At 33.8% G+C, this 21,522-nt stretch carries 19 protein-coding genes; 5 read left to right on the forward strand and 14 right to left on the reverse strand.

Annotated elements, in window-relative coordinates:
• Positions 1 to 39: 39 nt before the first annotated feature.
• Positions 40 to 402, reverse strand: coding sequence for a DUF983 domain-containing protein (locus tag IUY40_RS09790; RefSeq protein ID WP_195736688.1), 363 nt, complete (start codon positions 400 to 402; stop codon positions 40 to 42).
• A 99-nt stretch (positions 403 to 501) separates the two neighbouring features.
• Between IUY40_RS09790 and IUY40_RS09795 the strand changes: the two genes are divergently transcribed.
• On the forward strand, positions 502 to 1,365 hold the full coding sequence (locus tag IUY40_RS09795; RefSeq protein WP_195736689.1) for an AraC family transcriptional regulator: 864 nt from the start codon (positions 502 to 504) through the stop codon (positions 1,363 to 1,365).
• A gap of 234 nt (positions 1,366 to 1,599) precedes the next feature.
• Here IUY40_RS09795 and IUY40_RS09800 read toward each other — a convergent pair whose 3' ends face one another.
• The 3 genes from IUY40_RS09800 to IUY40_RS09810 all read right to left on the reverse strand — a co-directional run bounded on the left by IUY40_RS09800 (position 1,600) and on the right by IUY40_RS09810 (position 4,794).
• Positions 1,600 to 2,130 (reverse strand): YceI family protein, encoded by a 531-nt coding sequence (locus IUY40_RS09800; protein ID WP_195736690.1) that lies wholly within the window; start codon positions 2,128 to 2,130, stop codon positions 1,600 to 1,602.
• A gap of 44 nt (positions 2,131 to 2,174) precedes the next feature.
• Positions 2,175 to 2,897 carry a pirin family protein gene (locus IUY40_RS09805; protein WP_195736691.1) on the reverse strand — a complete coding sequence of 241 codons (723 nt, stop codon included), beginning with the start codon at positions 2,895 to 2,897 and terminating at the stop codon, positions 2,175 to 2,177.
• Between the two features lie 415 nt (positions 2,898 to 3,312).
• Complete coding sequence (locus tag IUY40_RS09810; protein WP_195736692.1) at positions 3,313 to 4,794, reverse strand: XRE family transcriptional regulator; 1,482 nt, start codon at positions 4,792 to 4,794, stop codon at positions 3,313 to 3,315.
• A gap of 118 nt (positions 4,795 to 4,912) precedes the next feature.
• Between IUY40_RS09810 and aceB the strand changes: the two genes are divergently transcribed.
• Together aceB and aceA are read left to right on the forward strand one after the other, a co-directional pair.
• On the forward strand, positions 4,913 to 6,514 hold the full coding sequence (aceB, locus tag IUY40_RS09815) for a malate synthase A (protein ID WP_195736693.1): 1,602 nt from the start codon (positions 4,913 to 4,915) through the stop codon (positions 6,512 to 6,514).
• 236 nt (positions 6,515 to 6,750) lie between these two features.
• Positions 6,751 to 8,031: an isocitrate lyase gene (gene aceA / locus IUY40_RS09820; RefSeq protein WP_195736694.1), complete on the forward strand. Its 1,281-nt coding sequence runs from the start codon at positions 6,751 to 6,753 to the stop codon at positions 8,029 to 8,031.
• A gap of 95 nt (positions 8,032 to 8,126) precedes the next feature.
• Here aceA and IUY40_RS09825 read toward each other — a convergent pair whose 3' ends face one another.
• The 8 genes from IUY40_RS09825 to IUY40_RS09860 form a co-directional block, all read right to left on the reverse strand.
• Positions 8,127 to 8,708: a Crp/Fnr family transcriptional regulator gene (locus tag IUY40_RS09825; protein ID WP_195736695.1), complete on the reverse strand. Its 582-nt coding sequence runs from the start codon at positions 8,706 to 8,708 to the stop codon at positions 8,127 to 8,129.
• Complete coding sequence (locus IUY40_RS09830) at positions 8,708 to 9,025, reverse strand: DUF6370 family protein (protein ID WP_195736696.1); 318 nt, start codon at positions 9,023 to 9,025, stop codon at positions 8,708 to 8,710. The genes IUY40_RS09825 and IUY40_RS09830 overlap by 1 nt, the downstream gene beginning before the upstream one ends.
• Before the next feature lie 3 nt (positions 9,026 to 9,028).
• Positions 9,029 to 10,189 carry a formate-dependent phosphoribosylglycinamide formyltransferase gene (purT, locus tag IUY40_RS09835; protein WP_195736697.1) on the reverse strand — a complete coding sequence of 387 codons (1,161 nt, stop codon included), beginning with the start codon at positions 10,187 to 10,189 and terminating at the stop codon, positions 9,029 to 9,031.
• Positions 10,190 to 10,469: 280 nt separating this feature from the next.
• Entirely contained in the window at positions 10,470 to 12,344 is a 1,875-nt protein-coding gene (locus IUY40_RS09840; RefSeq protein WP_195736698.1) for a U32 family peptidase, read from the reverse strand.
• A gap of 558 nt (positions 12,345 to 12,902) precedes the next feature.
• Positions 12,903 to 13,043, reverse strand: a complete 141-nt coding sequence (locus IUY40_RS19460; RefSeq protein WP_229335491.1) for a hypothetical protein — start codon at positions 13,041 to 13,043, stop codon at positions 12,903 to 12,905.
• A gap of 193 nt (positions 13,044 to 13,236) precedes the next feature.
• Positions 13,237 to 13,812, reverse strand: coding sequence for a hypothetical protein (locus tag IUY40_RS09850; protein ID WP_195736699.1), 576 nt, complete (start codon positions 13,810 to 13,812; stop codon positions 13,237 to 13,239).
• Positions 13,813 to 14,068: 256 nt separating this feature from the next.
• Entirely contained in the window at positions 14,069 to 15,259 is a 1,191-nt protein-coding gene (locus IUY40_RS09855) for a pyridoxal phosphate-dependent aminotransferase (protein WP_195736700.1), read from the reverse strand.
• Between the two features lie 35 nt (positions 15,260 to 15,294).
• Complete coding sequence (locus tag IUY40_RS09860) at positions 15,295 to 16,389, reverse strand: acyl-CoA desaturase (RefSeq protein WP_195736701.1); 1,095 nt, start codon at positions 16,387 to 16,389, stop codon at positions 15,295 to 15,297.
• A 107-nt stretch (positions 16,390 to 16,496) separates the two neighbouring features.
• Here IUY40_RS09860 and rsmG point away from each other — a divergent pair, with 107 nt between their 5' ends.
• Both rsmG and IUY40_RS09870 read left to right on the forward strand, forming a co-directional pair.
• Positions 16,497 to 17,126 (forward strand): 16S rRNA (guanine(527)-N(7))-methyltransferase RsmG, encoded by a 630-nt coding sequence (gene rsmG, locus IUY40_RS09865; protein ID WP_195736702.1) that lies wholly within the window; start codon positions 16,497 to 16,499, stop codon positions 17,124 to 17,126.
• A 159-nt stretch (positions 17,127 to 17,285) separates the two neighbouring features.
• The gene (locus IUY40_RS09870) at positions 17,286 to 18,701 is read left to right on the forward strand and encodes an alkaline phosphatase (RefSeq protein ID WP_195736703.1); all 1,416 of its coding nucleotides are present in this window, start codon (positions 17,286 to 17,288) and stop codon (positions 18,699 to 18,701) included.
• 62 nt (positions 18,702 to 18,763) lie between these two features.
• On the opposite strand, the gene IUY40_RS09875 is transcribed toward IUY40_RS09870, so the two are convergent.
• Together IUY40_RS09875 and pruA are read right to left on the reverse strand one after the other, a co-directional pair.
• Entirely contained in the window at positions 18,764 to 19,492 is a 729-nt protein-coding gene (locus IUY40_RS09875) for a hypothetical protein (protein ID WP_195736704.1), read from the reverse strand.
• A 279-nt stretch (positions 19,493 to 19,771) separates the two neighbouring features.
• The gene (pruA, locus tag IUY40_RS09880) at positions 19,772 to 21,400 is read right to left on the reverse strand and encodes an L-glutamate gamma-semialdehyde dehydrogenase (RefSeq protein ID WP_195736837.1); all 1,629 of its coding nucleotides are present in this window, start codon (positions 21,398 to 21,400) and stop codon (positions 19,772 to 19,774) included.
• Positions 21,401 to 21,522 lie beyond the last annotated feature (122 nt).

Here is a 21,522-nt window from a genome sequence, read left to right on the forward strand (position 1 = left end):
AAAAATTAGTTTCAATTGAAAGGCAAAAATACTATTTTTTTAGCTTGAATAATTCTTAAACATGTAAATCCATAACAATCTCGAAAGACGGATATTAAAGAAAGAAAAAGCAATAATTACTACGGCAATAATTGGAATGATTCTTAAATCGAAATTTTTTTCAAAGAAAAATTGAGCAATGCAGTAAGTAGCAATACCTTGCGCTACTGTTAGTCCGTAACTCATGTACATGGCGCCAAAAAAGAAACCAGGTTCTTTCTCGAATTTAAAACCACATTCACTACATTCTTTGTGCATTTTCGGAAATTTGAAAGTAAGAAATATGTTTTTCTCATCTAGAACTTTTCCTTTGTGACAATTAGGACATTCATTTCGTAAAACATGGGTGATCATATATGACATAATTGGTTCATTTTTTATTATATACAAAGATACTTCGCTCGTTTTCAATTCTGTTTTTATATCTTCGCTTATTGTAGCACAATAAAGACATTTGTAGCCATGAAAAAGTACCCAATTTACAGTGTTGCCAATTTTAGTTGTAACGATACAAGAAGCGATTTTTATGTAAATTCTTTTACCGAACATTTAAAAACGCACAGTTTTGTCGAGAAACCGCATCGGCATGATTCTTATTTAATGGTGTTTTTTACAGATGGTTCCGGAATACATGAGATTGATTTTGATAGATTTGATATAAAAAAAGGAAGTTTGTTTTTGCTTCAGCCCGGACAAATACATTTTTGGAGTTTGTCACAAGACATTGAGGGATATGTTGTGATCTTCTCTCAGGAAATGTACAATCTGTATTTTGGTCAAAAAAAAATCAATGATTATGCTTTTTATAGTTCAATAAATAATAAACCGCAAGTTTCTTTTGATGCCGATTCTATAAAAGAAATTACACCTTATTTTGAGTTGCTTATGCAAGAAAGTAAGCTGAAGAACAAATACCAACTGGATAAAATGCTTAATCTTTTAGATTCAATTCATATAGAAATTGCTAGAAAATATGATGATTCCGAGATTCATGAAGTTCATCCTTATAATGTGAAAATAAAGAAATTTGAAGAGTTTCTGGAACTTCATTTTAAGACGAATAAATCGCCTTCATTTTATGCCGAACAATTGCATATTACTTTAAAACACCTCAATAGAATATGCAATGATATTTTGAAAAAAACAGCAACGGAAGTAATCACTGATCGGGTAGTTTTGGAAATAAAAAGAATGTTGATTGATAAACAACTGGCAGTAAATGAAATTGCCGAAGAAGTTGGGTATGATGATTATTCGTATTTCTCTCGCGTCTTTAAAAAATACACCAATTTATCGCCAACAGAGTTTAGGAATTTGAAGAAGTAGTTTTTTTTGAGAGGTGAGAGAAGCAAGATAAGAGAAGTAAGATGTTAGAAGTAAGATGAGATGAGAGATGCGATAAGCTAGATGTAAGGTGAAAACGGTTGTCAGGCTGAGCGGAGTCGAAGCCCCGCTAACATTTGGTGTTGTTTAGAAAAGACAAAAAAAACAAAACCCCATACTTCTTTCAAAGCATAGGGTTTTAACCAAATTAAATACTAAAATTTATGTAGGGGTAATTTATTGTTTTGCAAATTGTAATTCAATGTTCAAACGGACATCATCGCTTACTAAAACTCCTCCAGCTTCTAACGCTGAGTTCCAGTTTAATCCCCAATCTTTACGATTGATTTTTCCAGTAATGTTCAAGCCAATTTTTGTATTTCCCCAAGGATCAGTCATAATTCCACTAAATTCTACTGGCAGTTTAACTTCTTTTTCAATGCGCCTAATGTTTAGCTTACCAGTAAGTTCATAGTTTCCGTCATTTACTTTGGTAAAAGAACTTGATTTGAAAGTCATTTTCGGACTGTTTTCAATATCAAAGAAATCGGCACTTCTTAAGTGATTGTCTCTGTCAGTGTTTCCAGTGTCAATAGATTTAATATCTGCTGAAAAATTAATTGCTGCATTCTCGAAGTTGTTCTCGTCGCTTGCTATAGTTGCTTCGTAGTCATTAAACTTACCTGAAACATTAGTAAACATCATGTGTTTTACTTTAAATCCAATTTCTGAGTGTGTTGGGTCAATTGCCCATTTTGTAGTTGCCATAATTTTTTGTTTTTTATTAAATAATAGTTTTATATAATGTTGAATTAATAATTTACTTGCATTGGAATTTCCATTAATAGAAATTCTGCGTCTGTATTTGCTTTAATAGTTACGGTTTTAAAATCTGTAATTCCGATAGCGTCACGAGTGTTTAATTCTTGACCATTGATAGTTACGTTTCCTTTTAAGATAAAAGCATACAAACCGTTACCTTCTTTCTTAATTGAATATTCTGTTGCGATTCCAGCATCAAAATTCCCCATATGAAACCAAGCGTCTTGATGAATCCAAACTCCAGCATCATCAGGATTTGGAGATAGTACTTGCTGTAATTTATTATGTCTGTCCTCTGTGTTTAAAGAAATTTGTTGGTAACGAGGAGTTACATTGCGTTTGTTTGGGAACAACCAAATTTGTAATAATTTAGTTTGTTGGTCTGCATTTGGATTAAACTCGCTATGCTGAATTCCTGTTCCGGCACTCATTACCTGAATATCTCCATGTTTGATGATTTCAGTATTTCCCATACTATCCTTATGCGCTAAATCTCCTTCAAGTGGAATCGTAATAATTTCCATATTATCGTGAGGATGTGTGCCAAAACCCATTCCTGCAGCAATAGTATCATCGTTTAAAACACGAAGAGCTCCAAATTGTATGCGTTCTGAATCGTAATAAGCAGCGAAACTAAAACTGTGATATGCGTTTAACCAACCGTGGTTTGCATTTCCACGTGTTTCGGCTTTGTGTATTACTATATTTTCCATGATTTTTTGTATTTGTTATTATTTGATAGGGCAAATTTACAACCAAAGGAAAGGGAAAGCACTTAACCTAGATTAAGAAATGATTTTTATTGAAGGTTCAGAGCTTTTTTTGAGGTTCAAAGGTTCTTAGTTGCTGAGGCTCTAAGGTTCTGAGTGACAAAGAGACAAAGATTGTGAAGGGAGGTTCAGAAAGGAAAAGGTTCTAAGTTTTTAAGGATGTGTTAGATAGTCTGTAGCGTATTTACTCTATTATATAGAGAATCCAGTCACAATCTTGTCATTCTGAGACGGAGTCGAAGAATCACATCAAATAGCTCGACAATCTATGAATGCTTTGTGTTAGTTTCTTGTGGAGATCTCTTCTTCGTCGACATGACAAGATTGTGTAAAAATCTAAGAAGTCTAGAAATCTAATTTAACTATACTTCGCAATATACTGCTGTACTACTAAATCGGTATTTTCGTGGCGTTTTTTGCTTTCTAATTGTTTAGGCGGAGAAGCTCGCTCCATGCAATTTTTAACAGCACAGGTTTCACAAGTAACACCAACTATTTGTTTTACAATAGGTTTAGCGTCTATAAATTTGAATTTCTTTTTCATAGCAGGAGTAATCAAAATCCCTACAGAAATGCTTCGCATGCAATTTTCTACAAAAGGATCTTTGGTAGCTGATGAAAAAACCAAATATTCATTTCCGCTATTTTCATAACTTGAAATTTGAGCGTCAAAGAAATGAGCTTTATTTTGTTTGATGGCCTCGTCTATAGTCTTAATAGAAACCCATCGGCGGCAATAATGCTCATTCATCTCATTGGCATGAGGCTCCTGTTGATTTGTAATATGGAGTTCTTTTTTTATTTGATAGGTGTCAGATCCTATTTGGTGTGACATTCTCAGAAAGAATAAGTTCTTTAAATGAAAATCTTTTGGTAAAAGATTGGTTAGTCTCTGATAAAAAGATTCAGGAGAAACATTAAATTTCTCGATTAATGCAACAAATTCTTCAGGTTTTGGATTCTCTTTGGTTAAAAAAAGATTGATGTCATCTATTAATAATTTTCTTGGTAATAATAGTGCTCCAGCAAAATAGGAAGCATAAAAATTATGCAAGACCTGATCAAAATTATCAAACTTTATCCAGCTGAATGTTAGTAGTCTATCCGTTATTTCTAAATAGTTATAGGCTATTTCTTTGGCTAGTATAAAAGCTCTTTGAGGATCGTCTATTTCTTTAGAAAGTAATAATGTTTTGCTTTTTGGGATATAAATAGATCGCAAATCACCTAAAGCTTCCTGGTCTTTAAAGAGAAGTTCTTTTATATTATAGCCATATTCTTCTTTTAGAATAGCACTCAATTCCTGAGTAGAAATTTGATTTTCAAGATTAATTTGGAATGATTCAGAGAAAGCAATTACTTTATTTTCTAAATCTTCAAAGTAATTGATGTGTGCTTCTTGATAGGAACGCAAAGATGCTAAGAAAAAACTTTCTCGGCTTAAATTATAATGCTGAGCAATTTCGATTATAGTACTAATAAAGGCATTGACTTTTGCTGGAGCATTGGCAATAATGTCAATCAAATCATTTTCATGAATGCCAAAAAGTTCTAACGGAATTTCTTTTAAAATACCAGATTTTAAAATTTCGCCTATCGGTGCCAAGTTGTTATCTAGTTTCAAAGAAACCATTTGATCGTAACTTATATCAAGATTTTCGCACAGAATCAAAATCTTATCAGTCTTCGGATATTTCTTTCCTTTTTCTATTTCGTTCAAATACGATTTAGAAAGGTTCGTGAGTTTGGCTAAGCCAAATAACGAAAGGTTTTTTTGCGTGCGAACCTGTTTTAATTTAAGTCCGAAAATAAGCTTGATATAGTCTTTTTCAATGTCCATAACTCAAAAATACGCATTATAAAAATAATCGCCAAAAAAATATTTTTAATATTTAGCGAACGTTCGCTTGTTTTGTATAAAACTTTTTTATAATATTGTGGTGTAAAACATATTAGCTATGAAAAATCAATTAGAAACCACAGATTCGGCAATGGAGTTTTTAGCCGAAAAAAACAATTCTTATGCTGCTATCTGGACAGATGAAGCAGTTGCGTTTATTACAGAATTGCATTTAAAATTTGATTCACAACGAAAATTATTGTTGTCACAAAGAGAGCAACAACAAATTTTATTTGATAAAGGTGTCATGCCAACTTTTCCATCCGAAACCAAATTGGTCAGAGAAGATAGTTGGACAGCTGGAGCTATTCCGAAAGATTTATTAGACAGAAGAGTAGAAATTACAGGTCCAGTAGATAGAAAAATGATTATTAACGCCTTGAATTCTGGGGCAAAAACTTTTATGGCAGATTTTGAAGATAGTACATCACCAACATGGACTAATTTAATGAATGGGCAAGTAAACTTAATTGATGCTGTAAATAAAACGATCAGCTTAACAGATGAGATTAAAAATAAGACCTATCAGTTAAATGAAAACATAGCAACCTTAATTGTTCGTCCAAGAGGGTTACATCTTACAGAAAAGCATGTTTTAGTTGAGGGTCAGGTGATTTCGGCATCATTGGTAGATTTTGGCTTGTATGTTTTTCATAATCATAAAAAATTACTTGAAAACGGAACAGCTCCTTATTTCTATATTCCAAAATTAGAGCATTATCTAGAAGCGCGTTGGTGGAACAATGTTATTGAGTTTACTCAAAATTATTTAAGAATACCTCAGGGAACTATAAAAGTAACGGTACTTATCGAAACAATAACAGCAAGTTTTCAGTTAGACGAAATTATATTCGAATTAAAAGAGCATATCGTTGGACTGAATTGTGGCAGATGGGATTATATATTTTCATACATAAAAAAATTCAATAAGCACCCTTCGTTTTTGGTTCCAGACAGAGATCAGGTGAATATGACTTCACCTTTCATGAAAGCCTATTCTAATCTCGTAATTCAGAGATGTCATAAAAGAGGAATTCACGCAATTGGAGGGATGGCAGCTCAGATTCCGATTAAGAATAATGACCAAGCCAATGCTATCGCTTTTGCGAAAGTAAAAACGGATAAAGAACGTGAAGTACGTAACGGTCACGATGGAACTTGGGTAGCGCATCCAGATTTGGTTTCATTAGCAAAAACCGTATTTGATGCGGCAATGCCAACACCAAATCAGATTCACATACCAAGGCCGCATCTTACAATTACCGAGCAAGATTTACTTGAAGTGCCAGTTGGAACTATAACTGAAGAAGGAGTTCGAAAAAATATTAATGTAGGCGTTTTGTATCTGGCTTCTTGGCTTAACGGGCAAGGTGCAGCGGCGATACATAATTTAATGGAAGATGCGGCAACGGCTGAGATTTCTAGATCGCAATTGTGGCAATGGTTATATAACAAAGTAGTTCTGGATAATGGAAAACAGTTGAATCTGGCATATTATCACAAATTAGCTTTAGATGAATTTAGCAAAATTAAAAAGGAATTGGGTGAAGAAAACTATGAAAAACGCTGGTTTCCTTTGGCTGAAAAAGTATTAGAAAGGTTGGTTGTAACGCTCGACTTTGAAAACTTTCTTACTATACCATGTTACAAATATTTATAAAAAAACGTTGAGCTTAATAATTGAAAAATAAACGCATAGAAACATAGTCCCAATAGAAGTATCAGGATAGAATTTAAAATTAAGGAGATTTTAAAAAATCATGATTTTCACACATAGCTATGTGTGTTTAAATAAGTGAAACGCCTTTATAACCACAAAGGAAAGCTATGTCTCTATGTGTTGAAAATTACTCAAAAAACAGAAAATTGCTTACTAACAACCCAAATAACGATACTATGAAAACAACAGAAGACAGAATTCAGGAATTGATCAACGATTGGTTAACAAACCCAAGATGGGCAGGAGTAGAGCGACCTTACACAGCAACCGAAGTGGTTACTTTACAAGGTTCTTACGAAATAGAACATTCTATTGCCAAAATGGGAGCTCAAAAATTATGGAGAAAACTTAAAAGTCAGGATTTTGTAGCAGGATTAGGTGCTTTAACCGGTAATCAGGCGATACAGGAAGTTGATGCAGGTTTAGAAGCTATTTATTTGAGTGGATGGCAAGTCGCTGCAGATGCAAATTTGGCGGGTGAAATGTACCCTGATCAATCTCTTTATCCTGTAAATAGTGTGCCTATGGTAGTTAAGAAAATAAACAATGCTTTATTAAGAGCCGATCAAATTCAGGTTGTTAATGGAGTTCAAGATAAAAAAGATTATTTAGTGCCTATTGTTGCCGATGCCGAAGCTGGTTTTGGAGGAAACTTAAATGCATTTGAATTGATGAAATCAATGATTGAGGCTGGAGCTTCTGGAGTTCATTTTGAAGATCAATTGAGTTCTGCTAAAAAATGTGGACATCTTGGAGGGAAGGTTTTGGTGCCAACTCAAGAAGCTATTAATAAACTAGTAGCGGCAAGATTAGCAGCAGATGTTATGGGAACACCTACGCTTATTGTGGCAAGAACGGATGCTGATGCAGCTAATTTATTAACGAGCGATGTAGATCCTAGAGATGCTCCGTTTATTACAGGAGAAAAAACCAATGAAGGTTTCTTTTATGTAAATAGCGGAATTGATCAAGGAATTGCAAGAGGTTTGAGCTATGCTCCTTATGCTGATTTAATCTGGATGGAAACTAGTAATCCCGATTTGGTATACGCTAAAAAGTTTGCCGATGCTATGCTTAAAGAATTTCCAGATAAAATGCTGGCTTACAATTGTTCTCCATCATTTAATTGGGCTGCTAAATTATCTGTTGCCGAAATGGAAACTTTTAGAGAAGACCTGGCTGCAATGGGATATAAATTTCAATTCATCACATTAGCAGGTTTCCACGCTTTAAATACAAGTATGTTCGAATTGTCTAAAGCATATAAAGAAAGAGGAATGGCAGGCTATTCTGAATTGCAAGAAAGAGAATTTGCATTGCAAAGTAGCGGATTCCGTGCTGTAAAACATCAGGCTTTCGTAGGAACTTCTTATTTTGATGCTGTACAAAATACAGTAACTATTGGGAAATCAACAACTACAGCAATGAAACATTCTACTGAGGTTGAGCAGTTTTAAATTTTAATTCAAAAAAAGAAACACGGTTCTTGATTGGACCGTGTTTTTTTATGAATTTCACGAAGTTGCATAAATTAAATTGACTCAAAATTAAATTATAATTTGCTTTTCAAAAGCCTTGCTTTCATTTTACTGAAAAACTCGGGTGTAACGCCAATGAAAGAAGCTATTTGTTTTTGAGGTACTTTTTGAATAAGTGTTGGATATTTAGTACAGAATTTTTCAAAGCGCTCTTCGGCAGATAAACTAAGATTATCCATTAGACGCTGCTGATTAGCTACTAATGAATTTTCTGTCAAGATTCTGAAAAAGCGTTCTAGCTTTGGAATGTCAAAATACAATTGCTCTTGGTTTTCTTTAGAAAGGACTACAACTTCAGAATCTTCTAAAACTTCTATGAATAGTTGTCCAGGTTTTTGTGTAATTAAACTATACATATCACTAATCCACCATCCTTGACAAGAAAAACTCAACACATGTTCTACAATATTATCATTGATATTAAAACTGCGAATGATGCCTGAGTTTATAAAATAAGATTCTTTACAAACGTTTCCTGCGTTTAATAAGATCGTTTTGGCTTTATAGAAATGGGTTTCGGTTTTTGATAAAAAATGAGCTTGTTCTTCGGGAGTTAACGAAACATGTTTGGCAATGTTTTCTAGAATTAAAGCCATTAGTTGCTTTTTATCAATGTAAACGAAGTTACTTTGTATCTGTTATTTTCTATTTTTCCAGTAACTGCTGCTTTACGAATGGTATTGCAAAAGCCATCTTTTGCGTGAGCATCACCATGTTCGTCAATTTTAGTTCCATCTACAAAATAAGGTTTTCCATCAATGCGAATAGCTAAATCACAACTATTGCCTTTCATCCCGAATTGGCATTCACCACAGGCTGCTTCTACAATTTGAGATTTTTCGGTGGTTTTCTTGTCTTGTGCATTGATTGTGATACTCAAGAATAGAAATGCTAAGAATGCTATTTTTTTCATCTTTTATAGATTTACGGTTATTAATTGTGCGGTTTTTTTTGCTCTTTCGACTACTTCTTCAATAGGAGTTTCTAGGGCATCGTTTGATAAAACAACTCCCATGCGACGATAAGGTCTTGAGGTTGGTTTTCCAAAGATACGGAAGTCAGTTTTAGGTAATGCAGCAACTTTTTCGATTCCAGTATAAGTTGGGTTATTTGAATCTTCGGAAGCTAAAATTACTGCACTTGCTCCAGTTTTTTCTAATGTTATTTCAAAAATTGGTAAACTTAAGATTGCGCGTAAATGCAACTCAAATTCGTTGAAATTTTGTGTTCCTGCTAAAGTTACCATTCCGGTATCGTGTGGGCGAGGGGAGAGTTCAGAGAAATAAACCCCTTCATTGGTTAGGAAAAATTCTACTCCAAAAAGTCCTGCACCTCCTAAAGCTTCGGTGATTTTTTCAGCCATATCTTGGGCTTCGTATAAATCTTTATCGGATACTCTTGCGGGTTGCCAACTTTCTTGATAATCGCCACGTTCTTGTCTGTGACCTATTGGTGCGCAAAAAAGTGTTGGATTATTATTTTGAGCAATTGTTAAAAGGGTAATTTCTGAATTAAAATTTACAAATGCTTCTACAATCACTTCGATAACATCTCCGCGTGAACCTGCTACGGCATATTCCCAAGCTTTTAGGATATCATCATGGGTTTTTATAGTCGATTGTCCTTTTCCTGATGAAGACATTAAAGGTTTTACAACGCATGGCATTCCTACTTCTTGTACGGCTTTTTGCAGTTCTTCGGCTGAGGTTGCATATTGATATTTGGCAGTTTTTAAGCCAAGTTCTTTGGCAGCCAAATCACGAATGGCTTTACGGTTCATAGTGAAGTTTGCCGCTTTCGCAGAGGGAACTACAGTAATTCCTTGTTTCTCGTAATCATAAAAACGTTCGGTACGAATGGCTTCTATTTCGGGAACTATAAAATTGGGTTTGTGTTTGGCAACGATTCGGTCTAAAGCTTCGCCATCGAGCATGTTGATTACTTCAAAACTGTGTGCAACTTGCATTGCAGGGGCATTTTCGTAACTATCTACAGCAATTATGGTTTGTCCGATTCGTTGTGCAGCGATGGTAAATTCTTTGCCTAATTCGCCTGAACCTAGAAGTAGTATTTTCATAGGAGAATATTTGATATATTGGAATATAAATGGAGTAGTAAAAGTAACGAAAAATGTTTTTAACCGCAAAGTTCACAAATATTTACGCAAAGAGTGCAAAGTTGTTGTTATGAGTTTAAAAAGATTCGCGAAGGATTACACAAAGAACGAAAGCTCTGCTCAAAAGTAAAAAGAATAGGTTCGCAAAGATTTTAAAATTAATCTTTGCGAACCTATGCGTATTCCAATAGCTATCGGGACTGCGCTCTTTGCGGTAAAAAAACCTTGAGGTTAAATACTATTAATGAAAATGATCTTCTTCGATTTCAAATTCGGCATCTTTCTCCCAGATTTCCATTTCACAAGGTTTGCAGTTGAATTTTAGTTTGTATTCTAGTTCACCTTGTTTTAATACCAATGGTTCTTTTACTTTAACACCCATGATGTCTTTTTGATGTATTGGGCATTTTTTTAATTCGTATTTGATACAATATTTGGTTGTCATTACACGTGATTTTCCAGGATCCCATTGCAATTCAAATGCTTTTTCGATTTCGGTTACGCCATGACGTTCGTAAAATTTACGTGCCGTTTTGTTTGAAACATTGTACATAAAGTCCAATTTAGTTTCTGGGTATGGATGTGATGTTTTTACCAACTGGTGTTCTTCTCGCTTGTAATTTGCTAGACGAATTTCAGTTAATTGGTCATAAACTGTTCTTCTCATTTCGTTAATTTTAGAAATAGGAAGGAACCAGTTTTGAGTAAACATTACATTAATTTCATCAGCTGTATAAGGTGTGAAACCTGTTTTAGCCAATTGTGTTTTGATATTTTCTTCTATTGATTCGCCAGTTTTAGTTTGCTCTTTTGAATGTTCTAAAGTAACAACGCTTACATTTCCATCTTCGTCGGTTGCGATTAATTCAAAACCAGTTTCGTTTTCAGTAAGTAATAAAGTAGTACTCAGTTTACGAACGGCGCTGTCTTCTCTTTCTACAATTTTGATGAAAGCAGCGTCATTATTACGGTAAATAAAAGTTCCGTCTTTTACTTCTTTTAAAACGTTTGGATAAATTTTACCGTTTTCGGCTTTGTTTACATAAATTCCGTCGGCTTCATTGTTTTCGTTAATGAAACAAAGTCCATCACCGTTGTTTAATAATTCGCCATTTTCGATTTCGTAAGCGTTTCCAACCGTTCGGATTAGTTTACCAATATATTGTCCTTTTGATTTTGGGCTTTCCCAAGATCCAATACTATGATTTCTATCGTTTACAAAATAATCAGTGTAACCACGATTAAACGTTCTGTTTAAAGAAGAATCAAAAGTATAGGTGCATTTTCCAGAAGAAGCTTTCGTGTATTTATCATTTCCTTCTGCTTCTAGAAAACTGTCTAGTTTCTGACGTAAATAAGACACGTTGTTTTTAACATAAACCACATCTTTTAGTCGTCCTTCAATTTTAAAAGAAACGATTCCAGCTTCAATAAGATTCGGAATTTGGTCTGATATATCTAAATCTTTAATCGATAGTAAGTGACTATTTTTGATTAAAGTTTCTCCGTTTCCGTCAATTAAGTTATAAGGTAAACGACAGTTTTGAGCGCAAGAACCACGGTTGGCACTGCGTTCTCCGTTTGCCACACTCATATAACAGTTTCCACTGAAAGAAACACATAAAGCTCCGGTTACGAAAAACTCTAATTCTACATCAGCCTCGTCGTATATTGTTTTAATTTGATGTAAATTCAATTCACGTGCTAAAACCACACGTTTTATTCCTGCATCTTTTAGGAATTTAATTTTGTCAGCATCACGATTATTAGCTTGTGTGCTGGCATGAAGTACAATAGGAGGTAACTCCATCTCCATGATAGCCATATCCTGAATAATTAGTGCATCTACACCAATATCGTATAATTCATAAATCATTTGACGACACGTTTCTAATTCGTTGTCGTATAAAATGGTATTCATTACGACAAAAACCTGTGCATTAAATAGGTGGGCATATTTTACCAATGCGGCGACATCTTCAAGAGAGTTATTTGCATTAGAACGTGCTCCAAATTGTGGTGCACCAATATAAACGGCATCGGCTCCGCTATTTATAGCTGCCATTCCTCCAATTAAATCTTTAGCAGGAGCTAATATTTCGATTTTCTTCTTCATCGAGTTGATGATAAATTATTTATTTCTAAAACTTTATACTTTTTGGCTTTCGCCTAAAAAAGTTTACAAAGTTCCTATAAATTATCTGAGTTTGCTAATGCTAAAGTGACTTTTTTTGAAATAGTTAGGTAATATGGAATGATGATGTTTAAGGATTTATATTTATTTGATTTATAACTAAGTTACACCTCCCAAGATTTGAAAGTATTGGTATGAATCAATTTTAGTTCTACTCGTTCTTTTAAGTTTTTAAACAATGGTTTTGCCGCTACCTAAAGCTATTGGATGGATATTCGGTATATATCAATAAGACCTAAATTGGATAAATGTTTTAATAAGACTTGCTCTGCCATATAGCCATATATCTTTTCCGCCTTGTTTTTTAATTTCGGTTACTTTGTTAAGGTCGTCAGTACTTATGATAGTAGCTTTTTCATCGTGTATATTTTGGCTTGAAAAAACAATTTTTTTTTTGAATGTATTGCTTGCCATAGAGCTTGTTCTTCTGGACTTGCGTTTGTTTCTGGTTGGTAATTGCCCCACATATCATAACTTACTCTACCATAAAAAAGTATCTATACTTGATAAAAAACCATCAAAATCCATATCATCATCCATGATACACCAATCAACTTCTCCGTTTGAACCTTCGATAAAGCCATCTAAGGTTACAGCTAAATCTAAAATTACTTTTTTCATATGTAAAACATTTACTGTTTGTCTAGCTTAGATTCTTGTATATAAAAATATAGTTTTTCAATTCATATAAAGTAAAAAAAACTACTCAGTTTATTAACTAAGTAGTTTTTGGATGATAGCGGTTTTAATCAAAATAATTGTCTTTTTCTCTAGTTAAATTTTGGAGATAATTGAAATTAGTAGTTTTTCGGTATTACCATTTCACAGGGAAAGTAAAGCCTATGGCAGCTGCTCCTGAAAATTGTTCTGCAGCTGATGTATAATAATATGTAAATGCTACATCGAAATTATTTTTGCGACCTAATGCTAATCCAATACTGAAAGGTACATGCATTAATAGTCCATTCTTTTTTATTCTAGTTAATGGTGTATAGGTCTCAAATGAGCCGATAGATGCACCGATACCAATCTCAATATATGGAGCGACCCATGGTATAGGTGCGCAAATACGGGCTTTTCCACCAATTAAAAAAGCATTAGTTGTTACTTTGTACTCATGTTGGTTCTGGAGATTTGAGTTTTGATTGGTTGATGTTAAAATAAGTCCAGCATAAGGTCTTAAACCAACCCATTTGGTTAAACCAAATACATATTCTCCTTGTGCATAAAAACCAGTGCCATTTATGTCTGTTTCGTCATAAGGGGCGGTCAGTCCTAAACCTACTGCGACATTAATAAATTCGCCTTTTCTTGGTTGGGCTTTTGCCAGATGAGATGAAAATATTGTAATAATAATAATGATAAAAATTTTCCGAAATGCAGAAGTCATGATTAGTTTTTTTTTGTTTATTAATTCGATGTAGGTGATTGGGACGAAATTAAGATTTATTTTTGAACTTTTATGAATAAAAAATATTCTGTAGGATTTGGGTTAGGGACAGGAGGGATATCCTTTTGTTTTTTTCTTTAAAAAATAAAAGATATAGTCAGATAGCCCTTGGGATGCGCCCATAAAAAAAACAGCCTAAAGTATAAAGTGATGAAACTTTAAACCTCAAGCCGTTTTAATAAACTTATTTATGATGTTATACAGCCAAAGCTTCTTTGATTCTGCGTAATGCTTCTTTTAGGATGTCGTCGCTTGTTGCATAAGAAAAACGAATACAATTTGGATTTCCGAAGGCATCTCCTGTAACTGTTGCTACGTTCGCTTCGCCAAGGAGATACATTGATAAATCATTAGCATCTTTGATATGAGTTCCTTTTAATGTTTTTCCGAAGAATGAAGAAACGTCAGGAAAAACATAAAATGCCCCTTCTGGAACATTGATTTTCACTCCTGGAATTTCTTTTAATAATCCAACAACTAAATCTCTACGTGTGTGGAAAGCCTGAACCATGTGGTTTAATACACTTGGATCGGCATCTACAGCTGTAATTGTAGCGCGTTGTGCCACAGAATTTGCTCCTGATGTTACTTGTCCCTGAATTTTTGTACATGCTTTTGCAATGAATTCTGGCGCTCCGATGTAACCAACTCTGTATCCTGTCATAGCAAATGCTTTTGCAACTCCGTTTACAGTAATTGTTTTTTCTAGCATTCCTGGGATTGAACCGATACTACAGAATGTTCCTGAGAAATTGATATGCTCATAGATCTCATCAGCAACTACGTATATATTTGGGTATTTTTCTAATACTTTTGCAAGTGCTGTTAACTCTTCTCTGCTGTAAACAGAACCTGAAGGATTACAAGGTGAACTGAACCACATCATTTTTGTTTTTGGTGTGATGGCAGCTTCTAATTGTGCTGGAGTGATTTTAAAATCGGTATCTACTGATGTTGGAACTTCAACTGGAACTCCGCCAGAAAGTTTTACAATTTCAAAATAGGAAACCCAGTATGGTGCAGGTAAAATAACTTCGTCACCGTCGTTAAGCATTACTTGTGCAATGTTATATAAAGATTGTTTTGCTCCTGTAGAAACTACAATTTGACTTGGTTTGTAGTCTAATCCATTATCTCTTTTAAATTTTTTGCAAATTGCCTCTCTTAATTCTAGATAACCTTCTACTGGAGAATATGTACTGTAATTTTCGTCAACTGCTTTTTTGACTGCCTCTTTAATGAAGTCAGGGGTATTAAAGTCTGGTTCTCCCAAACTTAAACTAATAATGTCTTTTCCTTGTGCTTTTAATTCGCGTGCCAACGCGGCCATTGCCAAAGTTTGTGATGTAGCTAAATTGTTAATTCTGTCTGAAAGAATGTGATTCATTTTATAGTTAATTGTGGTTTGTTATTGTGTTGATATTACGCCATTTCGGGTTTCATTCCCAAATCTCGTAAATGTTTATAGTGTGCCAAAACTGCTCCTCTCATGGTTTTGAATTCATGATATGGTAAGTTACATTCGATTGCAGTTTGTTTTACTATTTCGGCAATTTTTCCGTAGTGGATATGGCTTATGTTTGGAAAAATGTGATGTTCAATTTGGTGGTTTAATCCACCTGTAAACCAGTTTACAACTTTATTCTTAGGAGCAAAATTGGCAGTAGTGTACAATTGGTGAATTGCCCATGTGTTTTCCATTTCACCATCTTCATTTGGAATGGGGTTAGATGTTTCTTCGACTACGTGTGCCAATTGGAATACGATACTCAGAATTAATCCTGCTGTATAATGCATTACGAAGAATCCAATAATAACTTTCCACCATGCAACACCTAAAAGCATTGGTAATGCCATCCAGATTAGTACATAAATAATTTTCGTAATTACAAGTACAGTCCATAATTTGGTTGGACTTTGTGGCGTTCCGTATGATAGTTTTCTTTTTAAGTAGTTTTTCATTTGCTTAAAATCAGTTGTTAAAGCCCAATTGAAAGTCAACAATCCGTATAAGAAAAATGAATAATAGTGTTGAAATTTATGAAAACGATGCCATTCTGCATTTTGTGTAAAACGAATAATTCTTCCTGCATCAAGATCTTCATCATGGCCATGAATATTAGTATATGTATGATGTAAAACATTATGCTGTACTTGCCAGTTGTGTACGTTTCCTGCAAGAACATATATGCTTCCTCCCATGATTTTGTTTACCCAACTTTTGGTCGAGTAAGAACCATGATTTCCATCATGCATTACATTCATTCCGATTCCAGCCATACCAACACCCATAACAATGGTTAATAGTAAATGAGCCCAAAATGGCATATCGAGTGTAAGTATTAAAAAATAGGGCGCAAGAAAAACTGTAAACAGAATAATGGCTTTTAAATGAAGTTTCCAATTTCCTGTTTTTTGGATGTTATTATCTTTAAAGTAACTGTTCACTCGTGAGTTAAGTGTTCTGAAAAACTTTAAATTGTCTTGTTTGGCAAATGTAGGTATGGTCTTATTCATATAATTTTTAAATAGTCCTCAAAGATAATTATTATAAATTTTCAATTTACAAAAATGAGTTAAATATTTCAACTGTAAAGTAGTACTTTTGTTAAAAAAATAGAACAATGAATGAGATTCTGAAATATTTTCCTGATTTGACTGACATTCAAAAAGAACAATTTCAAAAATTAGATTTTTTATACCATGATTGGAATGAAAAAATTAATGTTATTTCACGTAAAGATATTGATGCCTTATACACCAAGCATGTCCTACATTCGCTTGGAATTGCAAAAATTATAAAATTTGAACCGGGGACTTATGTTCTTGATGTGGGTACTGGTGGTGGGTTTCCTGGAATTCCTTTGGCGATTCTTTTTCCTGAAACTCGTTTTTATTTAATTGATGTTATTGCAAAAAAAATAAAAGTGGTTCAAGGGGTTGTTGATGCTTTAGAATTAAAAAACGTGAAGGCCGAACAGCTTCGTGCTGAAAATGTGAAAGGGGATTTCGATTTTATCGTAAGTCGCGCTGTAACTAATATGCCTGATTTTGTTTCTTGGATTAAAGATAAAATCAAGAAAAAGCACAAACACGAACTTAAAAATGGAATTTTATACCTTAAAGGAGGTGATTTAACTGAAGAATTGAAAGATTTTCCTAAAGTAACAGAATACAATTTAGCTGATTTCTTTGAAGATGAATTTTTTGAAACCAAAAAAGTAGTTCATTTGCCTTTAAAATTTACAGTTTAAATTGACCTGAATACATGTTACAAAACCCTGTCTAGATTAGATGGGGTTTTTGCTTTTTATTTCATTATTCCATCGTTTGCACGAAAGCATAACAAAAAGATAATTTTGTTACTAGGTGTATTTTTTTATCTTTGAAATACTTACATAAACAAAGTAATGATGGATAGAAGGAAGTTTTTTAGAAATGGCTCTTTATTTACAATTGGAGCAGCAGTTATGAATCCTTTTCAGGGATCGGCTAATATTTTGGATGTAGAATCAGTTAATAAAAATAAGAAAGCCAAAAATATTATTCTTTTAGTTAGCGATGGAATGAGTACTGGAACTCTAAATATGACCGATTTGTTCCTGAACAGAAAAACAGGAAAAGGTTCTAATTGGATTCAGTTATATAAAGATAATCGAGTTTCGAGAGCTTTAATGGATACGGCTTCGGCTAGTTCGATTGTTACTGATTCATCTGCGGCAAGTTCTTCTTGGGGAGGTGGTTTCAGAGTAAATAATGGAGTGCTTAATGTAAGTCCTCAAGGTGAGCCACATTTGCCTATTTGGCAAAAATTCAAGAAGGCAGGAAAAATGGCTGGTTGTGTTACCACTGTTCCTATTACGCATGCAACTCCTGCAGGTTTTTGTGTAAATAGTAAAAGCCGAAATGCTCAGGATGATATTGCTGAACAATATTTAGACCTTGGTTTTGATGTTATGATGGGTGGAGGTTCAAACTATTTTAACTCTGAAGTAAGAAAAGATAAGAAGGATATGTATGGTGCTTTTAGCGCAAAAGGATATCAGGTGGTGAAAACACGTTCTGAGATGGAGGCTGCTTCTAATTCTCAGCCTATTTTAGGTGTTTTTTCTGAGGATGGGCTTCCATACTATGTAGATAGAAATAGCGATAATTATTTAAAAGAAACAGTTCCAAGCTTAGCCGAAATGGCACAGAAAGCTATTAATAGAATGAAAGACCATAAAAACGGCTTTGTTTTACAGATAGAAAGCGGAAAGGTTGACTGGGCTGCACACGGGAATGATATTGCAGGTTTGATAAATGATCAAATTGAATTTGATGAAACAGTGAAAATTGCCATAGATTTTGCCGAGAAAGACAAGGAAACGCTAGTTATTATTACTACCGATCATGGGAATGCTAATCCAGGAATTATTTATGGCAAGTATGCCAATGAAAATTTTGATAGTATTCAGAAATATACGCAGACAAATGAATGGATTTTAAATCAAATTAAACCTAACTCTTCAATTTCACAAGTAAAAGAAATTATAGAAAAAGCAAATGGACATTCAGTTTCGGATGAAGATGCAAAAACAGTTTTAAGTTATTATGATGGGTTGTATAAGGAAGATGGATTATATAACTATAAAAAATTACCTTATAAGGCTTTTGCTGAAATGCAAGGGAAAATAAATTCTGTAGGTTGGATTAGTATGGATCACTCTGCGGATTATGTTGAGTTGGCAATGTTTGGTCCTGGTAGCGAACTTTTAAAACCTTTTGTAAAAAATACCGATTTACATTATCTGATGTTGCAAGCGGCAGAAGTAGAAAATAAGTTTTAATCTATTAGATAAAAAAAACACAAGTTTCAAAATTTTTAGAAGCTTGTGTTTTTTTTTAAATATTAGTTATTTTCACTTGGAAAGCATAAAAAGGGATTCATTTCATAATCTAATCTTGCGACAAAAGTTTTAATTGCAATTTCAGAAGATTTTGTTGTGTGTCTATAAAATGGATCAAAGAAAAAATCACGGCATATTACAGGTTCTGCTACAGGATTATATACTTCTTCTTTATTATCTATACCGTCATAAGTATATTGACAAGGAAATAAAAGGCTAAGTTGTTTTATGGTGCTTTTAAACCATTTATTGAACGTTTTTTTCTTAGGAGAGACATGGCGTGCAAGTAACGCTAAACCAATAATTTCGCTTTGAAGATAATAAGACCCTTTTCTGTGTAGTACATCTATCATTCTTACATTCATAAGCGCAACCCATAGTGGGCCATCTATAGGTCCAGAAGCAGGAGCATTCATGTTTAGGTCAAAAACTAGTGGTTTAGTATATTCAGGATTTGATACTGAACACCACAGTGCTTCAATACGCTGTTTCATTTCTTGAGATAATTCGGTGTGATTTTTATAACGCCAATATATCCATTCAAGTAGAGCTGCAGTTAGTCCTAAAGAAGCTTTGTGGCTAATGCCCGTTAGGGCAAGTTCTAGTTTATCATGATTTTCTGCAGGATCGATAAATTTTTCCATTATTTTTCTATTCCATTTAAAATCAATTGGATGATTAATGCTTTTGGCTTTACGGATTATTTTAGGTACTTTTTTTATAATTTCCATAATTACTTAATTTAATATTTTATTCTTTAGTTATTAGTCTATTTGTTTAATCAATAATTTCCAAATTTACATGTGAACTTAATTTTTTCTATATCATGATAAATTTAAAAAATAGCATAATAGGGTTTTTTATTGGTGTTATGTTTTTGAAAATCAGTAAAGAATGAAAAATATTACAAGTGTAATGAGCTATGGGTGTAATTTTTTACAAAAAAATAACCCCCACAAGCTTCAAAATATTTGAAGTTTGTGGGGGTTTATAGTTTTAAGCTTTAGAGATTATTCTCCTAAAAACGGATATCTATAATCTTCGGGAGTTACAAAAGTTTCTTTTATTGTTCTTGGAGAAGCCCAACGCAATAAGTTTAATGCAGAACCCGCTTTATCATTTGTTCCTGATGCTCTTGCACCACCAAATGGCTGCATTCCTACAACTGCTCCTGTTGGTTTATCATTAATATAGAAGTTACCAGCGGCATTTTGTAATTTTGTTGTAGCTACTTCGATAGCATAACGATCTTGACTAAATACAGCACCAGTAAGAGCATATTCAGAAGTAGTATCAACTAACTCCAAAGTCTCTTCCCATTTTGCATCTTCATATACATATATGGTAATAACTGGTCCGAATAATTCGGTTTCCATTGTAGTGTATTTTGGGTTAGTAGTTACGATTATTGTTGGCTCAATAAAGTATCCAACTGATTTATCGTAGTTTCCTCCAACGATTATTTCGGCATCAGCATCTTTTTTAGCTTGATCAATAAAACTAGCTAATTTATCAAAAGATCCTTCGTGAATAACTGCAGTAACAAAGTTACCAAAATCTTCTGGTGAACCCATTTTCATAGATTTCACATCAGTAATTAATTGTTCTTTGATAGTAGGCCATAAGCTTTGTGGAATATAAGCTCTTGAAGCTGCAGAACATTTTTGTCCTTGGAACTCGAATGCTCCACGTACAATTCCTGTAGATACTTGTTTAGCATTAGCACTTGGATGTGCAATGATAAAATCTTTACCTCCAGTTTCTCCTACAATTCTTGGGTAAGTTTTGTAATTGTGAATGTTTGCGCCAATTTTAGCCCAAATATCTTTAAATACATGAGTTGAACCTGTAAAGTGTACTCCAGCAAAATCACGACTAGCTAATACAGTATCAGTAATCATTAAAGCATCACCAAAAACTACGTTTATTACTCCATCAGGAACTCCTGCTTCTTTGAAAACGTCGATAATGATTTTAGTAGAGAATACTTGGCTATCGCTTGGTTTCCAGATAACAACGTTCCCCATCATTGCAGCACTCGCAGGAAGATTTGCTGCGATAGCTGTAAAGTTAAAAGGAGTTATTGCGTATACAAAACCTTCTAGAGGTCTGTATTCAAGACGATTCCATGTTGTAGAATCTGATTTTGGTTGATCTGCATAAATTTGAGTCATGAACTCTACATTGTAACGCAAGAAATCAATTAATTCACATGAAGCATCAATTTCTGCTTGGTGAATGTTTTTTGATTGCCCGATCATTGTTGCTGCATTTATTTTAGCTCTGTATGGTCCAGCAATAAGTTCAGCAGCTTTTAAGAAAATAGCAGCACGTTGTTCCCATGCCATGTTTGCCCATGCGTCTTTTGCTTCAAGCGCATTAGCAATTGCTTTTTCTATATGTGTTTTTTCGGCTAGGTGGTAAGTACCTACTACATGTTTGTGGTCATGAGGTGCCGTTATGTTTCTAGTGTTTCCAGTTTTAATTTCTTCACTTCCAATGTATAACGGAACATCAATTTTAGAATTCCACATTGTAGTATAAGCGGCTTGTACTGCTGCTTTTTCTGGTGAGTTTGGGGCATATCCTTTTACGGGTTCGTTTACCGCTTTAGGTACATGAAAAAATCCTTTTAGCATATTGTTTGAAATTAGATAATTAGACAAATTAACAGTTGGATAATTCATTTTATACGAATTATCTAACGCTCTACAAAAGTACGAAGGTTAAATTAATAATCTGATAATTTTGTTATAAGTTA

The organism is Flavobacterium sp. ALJ2 (assembly GCF_015594725.1).
In the GTDB taxonomy this organism is placed as follows: Bacteria; Bacteroidota; Bacteroidia; order Flavobacteriales; family Flavobacteriaceae; genus Flavobacterium.